This is a genomic window from Phenylobacterium sp. NIBR 498073 (assembly GCF_027286305.1).
Lineage (GTDB): Bacteria > Pseudomonadota > Alphaproteobacteria > Caulobacterales > Caulobacteraceae > Phenylobacterium.
Window position 1 is genome coordinate 1,392,776 of sequence record NZ_CP114599.1, and the last position, 15,676, is coordinate 1,408,451.

The window sequence follows — 15,676 nt, forward strand, 5'->3', positions numbered from 1 at the left end:
GGATCCATGGCGCAGCTTGGCGCGCGGCCTGCGGCGAAATGTCGGCGCCATCGCGACCTGTGCGAGGCATCACAACTACGTCAGGCATTTGCGAATAGGTCTCATAAGCGATTGCATCTGAGTTCGAGCGTGTTAGTGCGACCTAATCGCATGTAGCTTGAGCGTAGGGGATAGCTTTGTTCGCGCCGATTACCCGTGCCCTGGTGAGGACTAGCGCGGGCGTTTGCCTCGCCTTTTCCGGCGGCGCCGCCTTCGCAGAGGTCGAGGCCGAGGATCACCGCGGGCCCCCAGCGGTTCGAGCGGTCAGCGCTGACAGCGCGGCCAGCGACGTCAATGACGTCGAAGGCGTCGTCGTCACCGCCGCCGGCTTCGAGCAGAAGATCGTCGAGGCGCCGGCGAGCGTGACCGTGATCTCCCGTACCGAACTGCAGCAAATGCGGGCCACCAACCTGGCCGAGGTCCTCTCGACCGTGGAGGGGGTCGACGTCGGCGGTTCGGTCGGCAAGACCGGCGGGCTCAACATCAACATCCGCGGCATGGGCAGCGACTACACGCTGATCCTGATCGACGGCCGCCGCCAGAACACCGCCGGCAGCGTCACGCCGAACGGCTTTGGCGAAACCTCGACCAGTTTCCTGCCGCCGGTCAGCGCCATCGAGCGGATCGAGGTGGTCCGCGGGCCGGTCTCGACGCTGTATGGCTCGGACGCCATGGGCGGGGTCGTGAACATCATCACCCGCAAGGTCGGCGAAAGCTGGGGCGGCTCGGTCACCCTGGACGGCACCCTGCAGGGCGACGATGAGTTCGGGAACATCTACGGCGGCAACCTCTACGTCAGCGGACCGCTGGTCCCGGGCCTGCTTGGCCTGACCCTGCGCGGCTCGTTCGTCGATCGCGAGGCCTCGACCCTGACCTTCGAGAACGTCAACGGCCAGCCGACGCCGGTGGCCGGTTTCGGCCGCAGCCCCACCAAGAGCGAGGTCCGCGGCTATGGCGCGCGGCTGAGCTGGACGCCGACCGACGACATGGACTTCTGGCTGGACGCCGATGTCGGAACCCAGTGGTACGACAACTCCAAGGGCCAGATGGGCACCAACACCACGGCGGGCGGCTACGCCGACGCCCTGGAGTTCAACCGCCAGCAGTACGCCCTGGCTCACAACTGGCGCCTGCCGTTCGGCGTGCTGGAAAGCAATCTTTCGCGCGGAATCACCGAGACCAAGGGCCGGATCATTCCCAACGGCGTGAAGGGCGCCGGCGGCCCGCGGACGCTGGAGTCGACCAACACCATCTTCGACACCAAGTTCTATTCGCAATGGCGCGACCACACGTTCACGGTCGGCGGCCAATACTGGGACGCCGAGATGGTCGACGGCGTGGCCCCGGGCGCCTTCGAACACCAGCAATGGGCGATCTACGCCGAGGACGAGTGGCGCTTCACCGAGACGCTCGCCCTGACGCTCGGGGCCCGGCACGACGACCACAGCAAGTTCGGCGGACATTTCAGCCCGCGTGCCTATCTGGTCTGGAACCCCAATCCGCACTGGACGCTGAAGGGCGGCGTCAGCCAGGGCTTCAAGACCCCGCGGCTGGAGCAGCTGGCCAGCGGCATCAACGGCTTCGGCGCCCAGGGCCGCCTGCCGCTGCTGGGCACCCCGACCCTGACGCCTGAGACCAGCACCAGCAGCGAGATCGGCGTCTACTACGACAGCCTGGAAGGCTTCTCGGCGAACCTCACGGTCTTCGACAACCAGTTCAAGGATAAGATCGCCACCGGCGTTCCGGTCGCCAACTGCAGCGCCGGCATGACCCAGGCCCAGTACAATTCCGGCGCCGGGCGTCCGGCCGGCTGCGTCGATGTCGGCTTCTTCCCCGGCTACCCGACCTTCGGCCAGAGCGTGAACATCGACGAGGCCGTGACCCGCGGCGTCGAAATGGCGATGCGCGCCCGTTTCCTTGAGGCTTGGACCCTCAGCGCCAACTACACCTATACCGACAGCGAGCAGAAGAGCGGCGCGGCGGCCGGCCAGAAGCTGACCGACACCCCCGAGCACATGGCCAACGCCGACCTGCGCTGGCAGGCGACCGACCGGCTGACGGCCTGGCTTCGGGGCGAGTACCGGAGCGAACGGTTCCGCAGCGACGCGCCGGCGCGCGCGGCGCTTGGCGACTTCAAGGCCTACAGCCTGTTCCACGTCGGCGGCTCGTTCCAGGTGACCGAGCACGTGACGGTCAACGCGACAATCTACAACCTGTTCGACAGGGACTTCGTGCGCCTGCTGCCGTACGGCTCGCCGGTCGCCTACGGCGCCGAGTACACCAACAACCAGGAGCCGCGTCGCCTGTGGCTGTCGGTGAAGGTCGACTTCTAGTCCGGGAGGCCGAGCGGACATGAGAAAGGCCGCGCCTGCTGGGCGCGGCCTTTTTTCATGCCGGGGCGTGGCTAGTGCTTGAGCGCGTTGCGCGCGGCCTCCTTGATGTCGCCGACGCCCTTCTGAATCTTGCCTTCGGTCTTCTCAAGGCCGCCCTCGGCTTCGAGACGGCGATTGCCTGTCGCCTTGCCCGCGGCCTGCTTGATGGAGCCAGCGGCTTCCTTGGCGGCGCCTTTGATCTGATCCTTGTGCATCACGTACTCCTCGCAACTGGTGCGAAGGAGTACGCGGCGCGGCGGCGATCGTTCCCTGGCTCAGGTCGTGGCCGAGGCGATCCAGCAGCGCGCCGAACGCCGTCCGCGCCGCCTTGCGGGCGCTTGAATCCTCCAGCATCCGCCGCGCAACGTCGCCGCCTGCAATCGCCTGGCCGACTGGAGGCGGGCCGAAGAACAACTGGCCGCGAAATGGTCGGGGCCCCGCCGCCCGCCTCTGTTCCTGCTCGAGGCGGGCGGCGTTTTTCTGCGGTGCGATGGGGCCTGAGAGTCCCGCACGTTGCACCTTGCGTCCGCGGCGGGTATCTCCCTCGTCGAATTCCCTGATCTTTTCGGCAGAGCGAGCGCGGACGCCTCATGGCGCAGCAGTATATTTTCCAGATGCAGGGCCTGACCAAGGCCTATCCCGGCGGCAAGAAGGTGTTCGAGAACATCTGGCTGTCGTTCTACTCCGACGCCAAGATCGGCGTGGTCGGGGTCAACGGCTCGGGCAAGTCGACCCTGCTGAAGATCATGGCCGGGATCGACAAGGAGTTTAACGGCGAGGCCAAGGCCGCCGACGGCGTGAAGATGGGCTACCTGCAGCAGGAGCCGCACCTCGACGAACAGCTGAACGTCTGGGGCAACGTCATCGCCTGGTGCGAAGAAAAGAAGATCTTCGACCGCTACAACGAGATCGCCGCCAAGCTCGGCGAGGACTATTCCGACGAGCTGATGGAGGAGATGACCGCCCTCCAGGAGAAGATCGACGCCGGCGATCTGTGGGACATCGACAGCCGCGTCGAGATGGCCATGGACGCCCTGCGCTGCCCGCCGAACGATTGGCCGGTGGACAAGCTGTCGGGCGGTGAGAAGCGCCGCGTGGCGTTGGCTCGCCTGCTGCTCTCCAAGCCGGACATGCTGCTGCTCGACGAACCGACCAACCACCTGGACGCCGAGTCCGTGGCCTGGCTGCAGCATCACCTGGAAGCCTTCCCGGGCTGCGTTATCCTCGTCACCCACGACCGCTACTTCCTCGACCAGGTCACCAAGTGGACGCTGGAGCTCGATCGCGGCAAGGGCCACCCGCACGAGGGCAACTACTCCAGCTGGCTGGAAGCCAAGACCAAGCGGATCGTCCAGGAGCAGTCGGAGTCCGAGGCCCGCCAGCGCGCCATGACCCGCGAACTGGAATGGGTGCGTTCGGGCGCCAAGGCCCGCCAGGCCAAGTCCAAGGCCCGTCTGGCCGCCTATGAGGACATGGTGCGCGAACAGGAGAACTCCCGTCAGGCGCAGACCTTCTCGACTATCCAGATTCCGCCGGGCCCGCGCCTGGGCAACGTGGTCATCGAGGCCAACAACCTGTCGAAGGCCTACGGCGACAAGGTGCTGTTCGAGAACCTCTCGTTCAGCCTGCCGCCGAACGGCATCGTCGGCGTCATCGGCCCTAACGGCGCCGGCAAATCGACGCTGTTCCGGATCATCACCGGTCAGGAGCAGCCCGACAGCGGGACCTTCCGTCTCGGCGAGACGGTGAAGCTCTCGTACGTGGACCAGAGCCGCGACGCGCTCGATCCCAACAAGACCATCTGGCAGGAGGTCTCCCAGGGCCTCGATATCCTCACGGTCGGCAAGCGCGAGATCAACACGCGCTCCTATGTGGGCTCGTTCAACTTCAAGGGCGGCGACCAGCAGAAGAAGGTCGGCCTGCTGTCGGGCGGTGAGCGCAACCGCGTCCACCTGGCCAAGACCCTGACCACCGGCGGCAACGTCATCCTGCTCGACGAACCGACCAACGACCTGGACATCGAAACCCTGCAGAACCTCGAAGAGGCGCTGGAGGAATTCGCCGGCTGCGCCGTGGTTATCTCCCACGACCGCTGGTTCCTCGACCGTCTGGCCACCCACATCTTGGCCTTCGAAGGCGACAGCCACGTCGAGTGGTTCGAAGGCAACTTCGAAGCCTACGAAGAGGACAAGAAGCGCCGCCTGGGCGCCGACAGCCTGATCCCGCACCGGATCAAGTTCCAGAAGTTCACGCGCTAGACGAGAGCTTCAACCAAACGATTGGGCCGGCGGAGACGCCGGCCTTTTTCGTTCCTAGGCGGCGCGGCCCACCACCACGCCGGTCATGCTGATGGCGCCCAGGTCGATGGCGTCGTTGAAGAACCTCACGGCGTCGTCCTGGCCCTGCGCCCCCAGTACATAGAGCAGCGGCAGGTAGTGCTCGTCGGTCGGGATCGACAGACGAGCGTCCTGGCCCAGGCTCATCCAGTCGATCAGCGGGCCGTGATCGTGGGCGGCGATCAGTTCCTTGACCGTTTCGTTGAAGCGGTCGGCCCAGTCGAGCGGCTCGGCGCTCTGGGCGCGGATCGCCAAGCGCAGGTTGTGCACCCAGTCGCCGGATCCGATGATCAGCACGCCTTCGTCGCGCAGTTCCGCCAGCCTGCGCCCCAGGTCGTAGTGGAACTGCGGCGGTTGGCGCAGGTCAATGGAGAGCTGCAGCACCGGAATGTCGGCCTGCGGGAACATGTGCATCAGCACCGACCAGGCCCCGTGATCGAGGCCCCAGTCGTGGTCATGCCGCACCAGAACCGGCGTCAGCAGGTCGCTGACCCGCTCGACCAGCCAGGCGTCGCCGGGCGCCGGGTACTGGATGTCGTAGAGCGGCTTGGGGAAGCCGTAGAAGTCGTGGATCGTGCGCGGCTGGCTCATCGCCGTGATCGCGGTCTCCTCGACGTACCAGTGCGCCGAGACGCAGAGGATCGCCTTGGGCCGCGGCAGGCTGTCGCCGAGCTCGCGCCAGGTCCGCGCATAATCGCCGCCGAGGGCGTTCATCGGGCTGCCGTGGCCGACGAAGATCGCCGGCATATGGGGGACGCGTTCGCTCATGACGCCCTTCTAGATCGGTGCAGCTTGGTCGCTCGTCAATCGACCGCGGCAATCTCGCGCAATTCGCGCAGCGGCGACAGCGTTCCGATCACCGGCAAGAGGGCGAAACCGAGCGCGGCGACCAGCAAAGCGGCCCTCGGCCCGATAGCCGCGCCGAGCGCCCCGCCGCCCAGGGCGCCGATCACCGCCATGGCGCCGGGACCGGCCTGGAACGCGCCGGCGACGCGGGCGAGCGCGGCCTGCGGAACCAGCGTCTGCCGCAGGCTGGCGGCGAGCACGCCGCCCGCGACCGCCAGGGCGTCGCCGACGAACTGGGAGACCACCAGCATCGCCAGGCCGGTGGTGGGCGACGCTGGCGCGAACGGCGTGATCAGCACCGCCAACCCCGCGCCGGCCATGGCGGCCAGAATCGCCGGCCCGTGCCCCAGGCGGCGTGCGAGCAGCGGCGCAAGACCTGCGCCGAGCAGCGCGCCGGCGCCGCCGGCCGCGATCGCCAGGCCCAGCATCGAGGGCGAGAGGCCGAGCGTGCGCACGGCGAACAGGACGTAAAGGGCGCTGAACACCCCACCAAACAGGCCCTGGGCCGATTCCATGGCCAGGAGCGGGCGCACATGGCGCTCGGACCAGGCCGTGCGGAACCCTGACGTCAGTTCCTTCGGCCAGTTCTCGGCGGGCGCTGGGCGGGGGTGCTCCTCTGGCGTGCGGATCACAGTCAGGAAGGCCGCCGAAACGGCGTATGTCGCGGCGTTGGCGGCGACGGCGAGCGGCGCGCTTAGCCACTGGAACAGCAGGCCGGCCAGGGCCGGGCCGCCGACCTCGGCCGTGGCGTCGGTCGAGGCGAGGCGGGCGTTTCGCTCGAGCAGGCGCTCGCGGCCCACCAGGGCCGGCAGGTAGGCGTGGCTGGCTATCTCGAAGATCGCGCTGGCGCCGGCGATCAGGGCGCCGACGATGAAGACCTGCGGTAGATCCAGGACGCCCATCAGGGCGGCGATGGGAATGGAGGCGAGCAGCGCGGCGCGCAGCAGGTCCATCCCGATCAGCACCGGCCGCCGGCGGGCGCGGTCGACGAACGGTCCGGCGGCGAGCGCGGCGACTAGGGCCGCGCCGCTGGCCGCGGCGGCCAGCAAGCCCAGGGTGGCGGCCTGGGCCCCCAAGGCGATCACCGCCATGATTGGCAGGCCCTCGCGGGTGATGCGGGCCCCGAACGCCGAAACCGTCTGCGCCGCCCAGAGCCTGTGGAAGTCGGTGTTCACGGCGCGATCTCCGTTACGAAGCCCGAAATCGCCCGATCGCCCTGGAGCCTGCGGAGCCGGACGCCAAGCGCGCGGGCCAGCCGCGACTTGCCGCTGCCGGAATTGCCAGGGATCACCACGCGGCGCATGACGGCCTCCCTGGACCCTGGCTATAGGACGTCAAGTTTCCGGAGAATCCCATGACCGACGCCGCCAAGCCGCTAGTCCTGATTTCGCACCAGATGCTGTCGCCCGTGCAACAGGCGCTGGAGGCGGCTGGCTACGAGGTGGCCCGGCGTTGGGAGTTGGCCCCCGGGCAGGCCGAACGGGTGCGGGCGATCGTGCATGCCGGCGAGATTCCGCTGAGCCACGACTTCCTGGAAGGCCTGCCGCAACTCGGTCTCATCGCCAATGTCAGTGTCGGCTATGACGGCGTCGATGTCCCGTGGTGCCGCGCCCGCGGGATCGAGGTGACCCATGCCAAGGGGCTCAACGCCGACGACGTGGCCGATCATGCGATCGGCCTGCTGATCGCCGGTTGGCGCAACATCGTGGCCGGCGACGCGGTGGTGCGGGCCGGCGGCTGGCGTGACGACCCTCGGGTCGGCAATCGACCTGGCCTGCGAGGGCGCAAGCTCGGGGTCATGGGGCTTGGCGCGATCGGCGAGGCGGTGGCCGTGCGCGGCGCGGCCATGGGCATGGAGGTCCTGTGGTGGGGCCCGCGGGAGAAGCCGGAGGCTGCGTGGCCTCGGGCCGAGAGCCTGGTGGCGCTGGCGCAGGCGAGCGACATCCTGGTCGTCGCCTGCCGTGCTGACGAGTCCAACCGCAAGGCCGTGAACCGCGAGGTTCTCGACGCGCTCGGCGGGCGCGGCATGCTGGTCAACGTCGCCCGTGGCTCGATCGTCGACGAGGACGCCCTGATCGCGGCGTTAAAGGAGGGGCGGCTGGGCCGTGCGGCGTTGGATGTGTTCGAGACCGAGCCGACGCCCGCCGCGCGCTGGGCAGGCGTCCCGAACACCGTGCTGACGCCCCACAGCGCTGGCGGGACGGTGGATTCCATTCCGCGGATGGTCGGACAAGCGCTCGAAAATGTTCGTCGCTTCGCTGCCGGAGAGCCGGTGATGAGCGCGGTCTAACCGCGCTCCGCCAGCGCATGCTATAAGCGGCTCCTCAAGCGGGTTTGCGCATCTCCCTTGGCTTGACATAAAGACATAAAGATATCTTTATGTGGTCATGACGCTCTCCACGAGTCAGGCGGTGGAAATCTTGCGCGCGGCGGGCGAGCCGACGCGCTTGCGGATCCTTGCGCTGCTCGCGACCGAGGAACTGGCGGTCCTGGAGCTTTGCCGGGTATTGGACCAGAGCCAGCCGCGGGTCTCGCGTCACCTGAAGCTCCTGGCCGAGGCGGGTCTCGTCGAGCGGTTTCCCGACGGCGCCTGGGTGTTCTACCGACTGGTCACCTCCGGGGATGCGCGTCATCTGACCGACGAGGCGCTCGGCCTCATTGATCCGACCGACGAGGTCGTGGTTCGCGACGCCGAGCGGCTGCAGGCCGTGCGCGGCGAACGCTCGGCCGAAGCCGGGGAGTACTTTGCGCGCAATGCTGCGCGTTGGGACGAGATCCGCTCGCTCTACGTTTCCGAAAGCGCCGTCGAGGCGGCGATCATCGACGCGGTCGGACCCGGCCCGTTCAAGCGCCTGGTCGATCTCGGTTCAGGTACGGGGCGAATGCTGACCTTGCTCGGGCCGCACGCCGAGGCGGCGATCGGCCTCGATCTCTCCCAGCAGATGCTCAATATCGCGCGCAATCATGTCGCTGAGGCCGGGCTGGAAGGTTTCGAGCTGCGTCATGGCGACATCTTCGGCACCCGCCTGCCAGGCCAGAGCGCCGATCTGGTCGTCGTCCATCAGGTGCTGCACTACTTGGCCGACCCCGCCGCCGCGGTGCGTGAGGCCGCGCGTCTGGTCGCCGAGGGCGGCCGGCTGCTGATCATCGATTTCGCCCCCCACCACCTCGAGTTCCTGCGCGAGCAGCACCAGCATCGGCGTCTCGGCTTCGCAGAGCCGGAAATGGCCCGCTGGCTGGAAGAAGCGGGGCTCTCTGACGTCCGTGTGACCGCGCTGCCGCCCGTCCGGGCCGAGGGGCTCACCGTGAAAATCTGGGTCGCCGAGCGCGCCCGTTTGCCGCAAAGGAGCGCCGCATGAGCCCTCATGAAACCGCGCTCGGACCCGTCGCCCGCGCCGCCGCTGGAAATGCGCGTCGCCCGTCCGTGTCGTTCGAGTTTTCGCCCCCCAAGACGCCCGAGGCTGAAGTGAGCCTATGGGAGGCGATCCGCCGGCTCGAGCCGCTGAATCCGTCCTTCGTTTCGGTGACCTACGGCGCCGGCGGCTCCACCCGCGACCGCACGCACCGCACGGTGGTCAGGATGCTGAAGGAGACCACCCTTAAGCCTGCCGCTCACCTGACCTGCGTCGAGGCTTCGCGCGTCGAGGTCGATGAGGTCGTGCAGGCCTATTGGGACGCCGGCATCCGCCACATCGTCGCCCTGCGCGGCGACCCGCCGGGCAACATCGGCGGCGTCTACGTGCCCCGTGCCGACGGCTATCTGAACGCCACCGAGCTGGCGGCCGGCATCAAGGCCGTGGCCCCGTTCGAGGTCAGCGTCAGCCTCTATCCGCAGATCCACCCGGAAAGCCCGTCGATCGACCACGACATCGACGTGCTGAAGGCGAAGATCGACGCCGGGGCGACGCGCGCCATCACCCAGTTCTTCTACGACATCGACGCTTTCCTGTTTTTCATGGACAAGCTGCGCAAGGCGGGCGTCGACATTCCGGTTTCGCCGGGGATCATGCCGGTGTCGAACTACAAGGGCCTGAAGAAGATGGCCGGGCCGGTCGGCATCCCGCTGCCGGCGTGGCTGGGCAACCTGTTCGAAGGGCTCGACAAGGACCCCGAGACCCGCAAGCTGATCGCCGCCTCCGTCGCCTCGGAAATGTGCGTGCGGCTGGCGGAGGAAGGCTATTCCGACTTCCACTTCTACACGCTGAACCGCGCCGACCTGGTCTATGCGATCTGCCGGGTGCTGGGGGTGCGCGAGACGCCGACCGAGCCGGCGGAGGCGGCGGCGTGAGGGCGATCGCACTTGGCCTGAGCATCGCCCTGCTGGGCGGGGCGGCGACGGCGCAGGGCCCGGCCAACTGGACCGCGCCCACCGAGCCGTTCCGGATTGGGGGCAACCTCTACTATGTCGGCACGGCGGGCCTCGGCGCCTACCTGCTGACTTCGCCCCAAGGTCACGTGCTGATCGACGGGGCGATGCCGACCAGCGCCAAGATGATCGAGGCCAATATCGAGAGGCTCGGCTTCAAGCCGGGCGACGTGAAGGTGCTGCTGAACACCCACGCCCACTTCGATCACGCCGGCGGCCTGGCCGAACTGAAGAAAGACACCGGCGCCAAGCTCTATGCCGCGGCCGGCGACCGCCAGGCGCTGGAAACCGGGACTTATGTCGGCTCCGAAGACGTCAAGGCTTTCGACTTCGCCCCGGTGAAGGTCGACCACGTGCTGAAGGACGGTGAGGAGGTCCGACTAGGGAGCATCGTGCTGAGCGCGCACCTGACGCCGGGCCATTCGGGAGGCTGCACCACCTGGACCTTCCCGGTGAAGATCGACGGCGTCGAGCGCCAGGCCTTGCTCTATTGCTCGACCTCGGTGGCGGCCAATCGGCTGGTGTCGAAGGCCAAGGGCCCTCAGTACCCGGGCATCGTCGCCGACTACGAGACCACCTTCGCCAAGCTCAAGACCCTGCAGGCCGACGTCTTCCTGGCCCCGCACGCCGAGCAGTTCGGCCTGGCGGGCAAGCGCGCCAAGCTGGCGGCCGGAGAGCCGAACCCGTTCGTCGATCCCGGCGAACTGCAGCGCACCGTCGCGGCGTCCGAAGCGGCGTTCCGCGCAGATCTCGCCAAGCAGCAGGAGGCTGCCCGATGACCGCACGTCAGGACCGTATCGCCGCGCTCAAGCAGATCGCCAAGGAGCGCATCCTCATCCTCGACGGCTCGTGGGGGGTGATGATCCAGAAGCGCGGCCTGGCCGAGGCCGACTATCGGGGCGAGCGCTTCGCCGGGCACGCCCTGGAGCTCAAGGGCAACAACGACCTCTTGTGCATCACCCGGCCGGACATCATCGGCGACCTGCACGACCAGTACTACGCCGCAGGGGCCGACATCTCCGAGACCAACACCTTCTCGGCGACGGTCATCGGCCAGGCCGAGTACGACTGCGGCGAGGCGGTGTACGACATCAACTTCCAGGGCGCGAAGATCGCCCGCGAGCGCGCCGACGCCTGGACCGCCAAGGAGCCGCACAAGCCCCGCTTCGTGGCCGGCTCGGTCGGGCCGCTGCCGAAGATGCTGTCGATGTCGTCGGACGTGAACGATCCGGGCGCGCGCCTGGTGACCTTCGAGGAGGTCTACCAGGGCTATCGCCAGCAGATGATCGCGCTGCACGACGGCGGCGTGGACATGTACCTGATCGAGACCATCACCGACACGCTGAACTGCAAGGCCGCGATCAAGGCCATCCTCGACCTCGAGGACGAGGGCTACGAGCCGCTGCCGATCTGGATCTCCGGCACCATCACCGACCGGTCGGGCCGCACCCTATCGGGCCAGACGGTCGAGGCGTTCTGGAATTCGGTGAAGCACGCCAAGCCGTTCGCCATCGGCCTGAACTGCGCGCTGGGCGCGGACCTGATGCGGCCGCATATCGCCGAACTGGCGCGGGTCGCCGACACCCTGGTCTCGGCCTATCCGAACGCGGGCCTGCCCAACGCCATGGGCGAATATGACGAGCAGCCGCACCAGACCGGCCACCAGTTGCACGAGTGGGCCGAGCAGGGGCTGGTCAACATCCTGGGCGGCTGCTGCGGCACCACCCCCGACCACATCCGCCACGTCGCCGAAGCCGTCGCCGGCGTCGCCCCGCGCCAGCCGCCCGAGCGGCCCAAGGCGATGCGGCTGGCCGGTCTGGAACCGTTCGAGTTGGTTTGATCCCGGCTTTCGACTACCCACTGGCTTCGGCCGATTTCTAATTCAGCTTGGGTCCCCGCCTTCGCGGGGATGAGCGGTTTGATTGCGATGCGCCCCACCTTCATCAATGTCGGCGAACGGACCAACGTCACCGGCTCGGCCAAGTTCAAGAAGCTGATCGTCGAGGGCGACTACAGCGCGGCGCTGTCGGTCGCGCGCCAGCAGGTCGAGGCGGGCGCGCAAGTCATTGATATCAATATGGATGAGGGTCTGCTGGACTCCGTCCAGGCCATGCGGACCTTCCTCAACCTATTGGCGGCCGAGCCTGACATTGCACGCGTGCCGATCATGGTCGACTCCTCCAAGTGGGAGGTCATCGAGGCCGGCCTGCGCTGCGCCCAGGGCAAGTGCATCGTCAACTCGATCTCGCTCAAGGAAGGCGAGGCCAAGTTCATAGAACAAGCGAAAGCGTGTTTGCGCTACGGCGCGGCCGTGGTGGTCATGGCCTTCGACGAGGTCGGCCAGGCCGACACCGCCCAGCGCAAGTACGAGATCTGCAAGCGCGCCTACGACATCCTGACGGAGCAGGTCGGCTTCCCGCCCGAAGACATCATCTTCGACCCCAACATCTTCGCCGTCGCCACCGGCATCGAGGAGCACGACAACTACGCCGTCGACTTCATCGAGGGCACGCGGGCCATCAAGCAGAACCTGCCCTACGCCCGCGTCTCGGGCGGCGTCTCCAACGTCTCGTTCAGCTTCCGCGGCAACGAGCCGGTCCGCCGGGCGATCCACTCGGTGTTCCTCTACCACGCCATCGCCGCGGGCATGGACATGGGCATCGTCAACGCCGGCGACCTGCCGGTCTATGACGACATCGACCCGGAGCTGCGCGAAGCCGTCGAGGACGTGATCCTCAACCGGCCCCAGCGCACCAACGTCTCCAACACCGAGCGGCTGGTCGACCTGGCGCCGAAGTACAAGGGCGAGAAGGGCCAGGCCAAGGTCGTCGACCTGGCCTGGCGCCAGGCCTCCGTCGCCTCGCGCCTCAGCCACGCCCTGGTCCACGGCATCACCGACTATATCGACGCCGACACCGAGGAGGCCCGGCAGGCCGCGCAGCGCCCGCTGCACGTCATCGAAGGCCCGCTGATGGACGGCATGAACGTGGTCGGCGACCTGTTCGGCGCCGGCAAGATGTTCCTGCCCCAGGTGGTCAAGTCGGCGCGGGTGATGAAGCAGGCCGTCGCCTACCTGATGCCGTTCATGGAGGCCGAGAAGGACGGCCAGCCGCAGTCCAGCGCCGGCAAGATCCTGATGGCCACGGTCAAGGGCGACGTCCACGACATCGGCAAGAACATCGTCGGCGTGGTCCTGCAGTGCAACAACTACGAGGTCATCGACCTCGGCGTCATGGTCCCGGCCGACCGCATCCTCGACGCGGCGCTGGAGCACAAGGTCGACATCGTCGGCCTCTCGGGCCTGATCACCCCCAGCCTCGACGAGATGGTCTATGTCGCCGGCGAGATGGAGCGCCGCGGCTTCACCATCCCGCTGCTGATCGGCGGCGCCACCACCTCAAAGACCCACACCGCGGTCAAGATCGAGCCCGCCTACAAGGCCGGCTCCACCACCTATGTGCTCGACGCCAGCCGCGCGGTCGGGGTGGTCGCCGGCCTGCTCTCGCCCACCGAGAAGGACCGCATCGCCGCCGAAACCCGCGCCGACTACGCCAAGGTCCGCGAGAGCTACGCCAGAGGGCAGGGCGCCCGCGCCCGCGCCAGCCTGGCCGAGGCGCGGGCCAACGCCTTCCAGCCGGACTTCGAAGCCTATACGCCGCCCAAGCCGAGCTTCCTCGGCACGCGCAGCTTCGTCGCCTACGATCTCGCCGAACTGGCCCGCCACATCGACTGGTCGCCGTTCTTCGCCTCCTGGGAGCTGATCGGCCGCTTCCCGCAGATCCTTGAGGACGACGTGGTCGGCGCGGCGGCCCGCGACCTCTATCGCGACGCCCAGGAGATGCTGAAGAAGATCATCGAGGAGAAGTGGTTCGAGGCCAGAGGCGTGGTCGGCTTCTGGCCGGCCGCCGCCGACGGCGACGACATCGTGCTCTATACCGACGAGTCCCGCAGCGCCGAGCTGACCCGGCTGCACAGCCTTCGCCAGCAGATGCCCAAGGACAAGAGCCGCGAGGACGGCGGCCGCGCCAATGTCGCGCTGGCCGACTTCGTCGCCCCGGTCGGCGGCAAGCCCGACTGGGTCGGCGGCTTCGCCGTCACCGCCGGCCACGGCGAGATCGAGGTCGCCAGGAAATTCAAGGAGGCCGGCGACGACTATTCGGCGATCCTCGCCACCGCGCTCGCCGACCGCCTGGCCGAGGCCTTCGCCGAAGCCATGCACCGCAAGGTCCGCACCGAGCTCTGGGGCTACGCCCCGGAGGAGCCGTTCGACATCGACGCCCTGGTCGCCGAACAGTACCGCGGCGTGCGCCCGGCCCCCGGCTACCCGGCCCAGCCCGACCACACCGAAAAGGCGACCCTGTTCAAGATCCTGGACGCCGAAGCGGCGACCGGCATGGAGCTGACCGAAAGCTTCGCCATGAACCCGCCGGCCAGCGTCTCAGGCCTCTACTTCGCCCACCCGGAGGCGCACTATTTCGGCGTCGGCCGGATCGAGAAGGACCAGGTCGAGGACTATGCGGCGCGCAAGGGTTGGGAGCTGAAGACGGCGGAGCGCTGGTTGGCGCCGATCCTGAATTACGAGCCGTAGGGGGCGTTTCAAAGAGCTGCGTTTCGCTTCTTTGCGCTCGTGAATCGACGTCTGAGACTAGCCCGGTGACCCGAGGCCAAGGGGCGCCCCTCAGCATCTAGACGTAGCGATTGCAGGGCTGTGGTTGGGTCCACTCCCATGTTCGTTAGCACTTCCGCGTACTCTCCCGGTGCGGGGATGAGGCCGTCGTCCATGGGAGCTGCAAAGTTCGCTCGGATTACGTGCGGAGCCCTTTTTCCCATCTTTTCCACAGCCATTTCCGCATGCTTGATAAGCCGTTCAATGAGCACTGTGCCAAATAGAATGGCAGAGTCGACGTAGTTCTCTGCCGCGTCCAGTAAGTCTGGATAGCGGCTGTCTTGTCGGCCATCGGGCATGCGTTGGCCAAAATAGAGTGCCGCGGCTTCTGGCGCTGGGATGGCACCACGGGCTAACATCTGTGCTACGTAATCGTCGCGTTGCTTCAAAGTTTTTCGAAGATGTTCAATAGTCCCGTTGAGCATATTGATAAGCGTGATAGGGTGTGCTGCGTCTATACGATTGAATATTAGCTCCGTCAAAGCGTCGGTCGGTACTTCGGTCCATGGAAAAATCTGCCAGTCGGCGGTGTATGCGAACAATCCGCCGCGGCCTGACGTGATCGTCTCGATAAAGCGCGTTCGATCTGTCCTGTATTGCTGAAGAAGCGGTCGAAGGTGTTGCCGCTTAAGCGCGATGAGCGCGTTGACCGTGAATATGGCTAGAGACGAGGCGGCATTTGTGGCGCGAAGCTCCTCGAGAGCCCTCCGTCTGGCGGCATCGCGCTCGGCGATCAATTGCGCTCCGTAGGCCCCTGCGAATGAGCCGGCCAATGCCGAAAGAAGCGCTATTGCGAAGCCGCTGTTCGCGAGAGTCCAGGCCGAGCTCAACGCCGCTTGAGCCTTTGTGGGGAGCCATAGCGCCAAATACGTCCCGGTCTCGACGGACGATGAGGAAGTCGGATCGATCAGTTGCATGCCTTGATTAAGAGGTCGGGACGAGGGCTAGCACCTGCGAAGCGGCCTCAAGATCGACGAGAGCTGTATGCCGGCGAGTTCGGGGGAGTGTGTGGGACTGCCCTACTGCTTGCAAGGCGCGCTTTGGCAACCTT

Annotated in this window: 13 protein-coding genes; 8 read left to right on the forward strand and 5 right to left on the reverse strand. The window is 67.1% G+C overall.

Annotated features, from left to right (window positions below; all coding sequences use genetic code 11):
* Positions 1 to 176 precede the first annotated feature (176 nt).
* Positions 177 to 2,372 carry a TonB-dependent receptor gene (locus O4N75_RS07095; protein WP_269628653.1) on the forward strand — a complete coding sequence of 732 codons (2,196 nt, stop codon included), beginning with the start codon at positions 177 to 179 and terminating at the stop codon, positions 2,370 to 2,372.
* A gap of 71 nt (positions 2,373 to 2,443) precedes the next feature.
* Here the strand turns inward: O4N75_RS07095 and O4N75_RS07100 are convergent, their stop codons facing one another.
* Positions 2,444 to 2,626 carry a CsbD family protein gene (locus O4N75_RS07100; protein WP_269628654.1) on the reverse strand — a complete coding sequence of 61 codons (183 nt, stop codon included), beginning with the start codon at positions 2,624 to 2,626 and terminating at the stop codon, positions 2,444 to 2,446.
* A gap of 375 nt (positions 2,627 to 3,001) precedes the next feature.
* On the opposite strand from O4N75_RS07100, the gene ettA reads away from it, so the two are divergent.
* A complete protein-coding gene (gene ettA / locus O4N75_RS07105; RefSeq protein WP_183774523.1) occupies positions 3,002 to 4,669 on the forward strand; it encodes an energy-dependent translational throttle protein EttA in 1,668 nt (555 codons plus the stop codon).
* Positions 4,670 to 4,723: 54 nt separating this feature from the next.
* Here the strand turns inward: ettA and ygiD are convergent, their stop codons facing one another.
* Genes ygiD through O4N75_RS07120 form a run of 3 tightly spaced genes read right to left on the reverse strand, consistent with a single transcriptional unit; the run spans position 4,724 to position 6,896 of the window.
* Positions 4,724 to 5,515 carry a 4,5-DOPA dioxygenase extradiol gene (gene ygiD / locus O4N75_RS07110; protein ID WP_269628655.1) on the reverse strand — a complete coding sequence of 264 codons (792 nt, stop codon included), beginning with the start codon at positions 5,513 to 5,515 and terminating at the stop codon, positions 4,724 to 4,726.
* 35 nt (positions 5,516 to 5,550) lie between these two features.
* Positions 5,551 to 6,768: an MFS transporter gene (locus tag O4N75_RS07115; protein WP_269628656.1), complete on the reverse strand. Its 1,218-nt coding sequence runs from the start codon at positions 6,766 to 6,768 to the stop codon at positions 5,551 to 5,553.
* On the reverse strand, positions 6,765 to 6,896 hold the full coding sequence (locus O4N75_RS07120) for a hypothetical protein (RefSeq protein WP_269628657.1): 132 nt from the start codon (positions 6,894 to 6,896) through the stop codon (positions 6,765 to 6,767). Before O4N75_RS07120 ends, O4N75_RS07115 begins: the two co-directional genes overlap by 4 nt.
* A gap of 51 nt (positions 6,897 to 6,947) precedes the next feature.
* Here O4N75_RS07120 and O4N75_RS07125 point away from each other — a divergent pair, with 51 nt between their 5' ends.
* From O4N75_RS07125 to metH, 6 genes are all read left to right on the forward strand, one after another.
* Positions 6,948 to 7,883 (forward strand): 2-hydroxyacid dehydrogenase, encoded by a 936-nt coding sequence (locus O4N75_RS07125; RefSeq protein WP_269628658.1) that lies wholly within the window; start codon positions 6,948 to 6,950, stop codon positions 7,881 to 7,883.
* A 97-nt stretch (positions 7,884 to 7,980) separates the two neighbouring features.
* Positions 7,981 to 8,952, forward strand: a complete 972-nt coding sequence (locus O4N75_RS07130; RefSeq protein WP_269629341.1) for a metalloregulator ArsR/SmtB family transcription factor — start codon at positions 7,981 to 7,983, stop codon at positions 8,950 to 8,952.
* Positions 8,949 to 9,881, forward strand: coding sequence for a methylenetetrahydrofolate reductase [NAD(P)H] (gene metF, locus O4N75_RS07135; protein WP_269628659.1), 933 nt, complete (start codon positions 8,949 to 8,951; stop codon positions 9,879 to 9,881). Before O4N75_RS07130 ends, metF begins: the two co-directional genes overlap by 4 nt.
* Complete coding sequence (gene bla, locus O4N75_RS07140; RefSeq protein ID WP_269628660.1) at positions 9,878 to 10,738, forward strand: subclass B3 metallo-beta-lactamase; 861 nt, start codon at positions 9,878 to 9,880, stop codon at positions 10,736 to 10,738. Before metF ends, bla begins: the two co-directional genes overlap by 4 nt.
* A complete protein-coding gene (locus tag O4N75_RS07145; protein WP_269628661.1) occupies positions 10,735 to 11,799 on the forward strand; it encodes a homocysteine S-methyltransferase family protein in 1,065 nt (354 codons plus the stop codon). Before bla ends, O4N75_RS07145 begins: the two co-directional genes overlap by 4 nt.
* A gap of 87 nt (positions 11,800 to 11,886) precedes the next feature.
* The gene (metH, locus tag O4N75_RS07150) at positions 11,887 to 14,547 is read left to right on the forward strand and encodes a methionine synthase (RefSeq protein ID WP_269628662.1); all 2,661 of its coding nucleotides are present in this window, start codon (positions 11,887 to 11,889) and stop codon (positions 14,545 to 14,547) included.
* 8 nt (positions 14,548 to 14,555) lie between these two features.
* Here metH and O4N75_RS07155 read toward each other — a convergent pair whose 3' ends face one another.
* Complete coding sequence (locus O4N75_RS07155; protein WP_269628663.1) at positions 14,556 to 15,542, reverse strand: hypothetical protein; 987 nt, start codon at positions 15,540 to 15,542, stop codon at positions 14,556 to 14,558.
* Positions 15,543 to 15,676 lie beyond the last annotated feature (134 nt).

Bases quoted from the DNA above. Each gene is read 5' to 3' on its own strand.
- O4N75_RS07145 (WP_269628661.1), top strand. From the start codon at position 10,735: ATGACCGCACGTCAGGACCGTATCGCCGCGCTCAAGCAGATCGCCAAG.
- O4N75_RS07120 (WP_269628657.1), bottom strand. From the start codon at position 6,896: ATGCGCCGCGTGGTGATCCCTGGCAATTCCGGCAGCGGCAAGTCGCGG.
- metH (WP_269628662.1), top strand. From the start codon at position 11,887: ATGCGCCCCACCTTCATCAATGTCGGCGAACGGACCAACGTCACCGGC.
- metF (WP_269628659.1), top strand. From the start codon at position 8,949: ATGAGCCCTCATGAAACCGCGCTCGGACCCGTCGCCCGCGCCGCCGCT.
- O4N75_RS07155 (WP_269628663.1), bottom strand. From the start codon at position 15,542: ATGCAACTGATCGATCCGACTTCCTCATCGTCCGTCGAGACCGGGACG.
- O4N75_RS07100 (WP_269628654.1), bottom strand. From the start codon at position 2,626: ATGCACAAGGATCAGATCAAAGGCGCCGCCAAGGAAGCCGCTGGCTCC.
- O4N75_RS07130 (WP_269629341.1), top strand. From the start codon at position 7,981: ATGACGCTCTCCACGAGTCAGGCGGTGGAAATCTTGCGCGCGGCGGGC.
- ettA (WP_183774523.1), top strand. From the start codon at position 3,002: ATGGCGCAGCAGTATATTTTCCAGATGCAGGGCCTGACCAAGGCCTAT.
- ygiD (WP_269628655.1), bottom strand. From the start codon at position 5,515: ATGAGCGAACGCGTCCCCCATATGCCGGCGATCTTCGTCGGCCACGGC.
- O4N75_RS07125 (WP_269628658.1), top strand. From the start codon at position 6,948: ATGACCGACGCCGCCAAGCCGCTAGTCCTGATTTCGCACCAGATGCTG.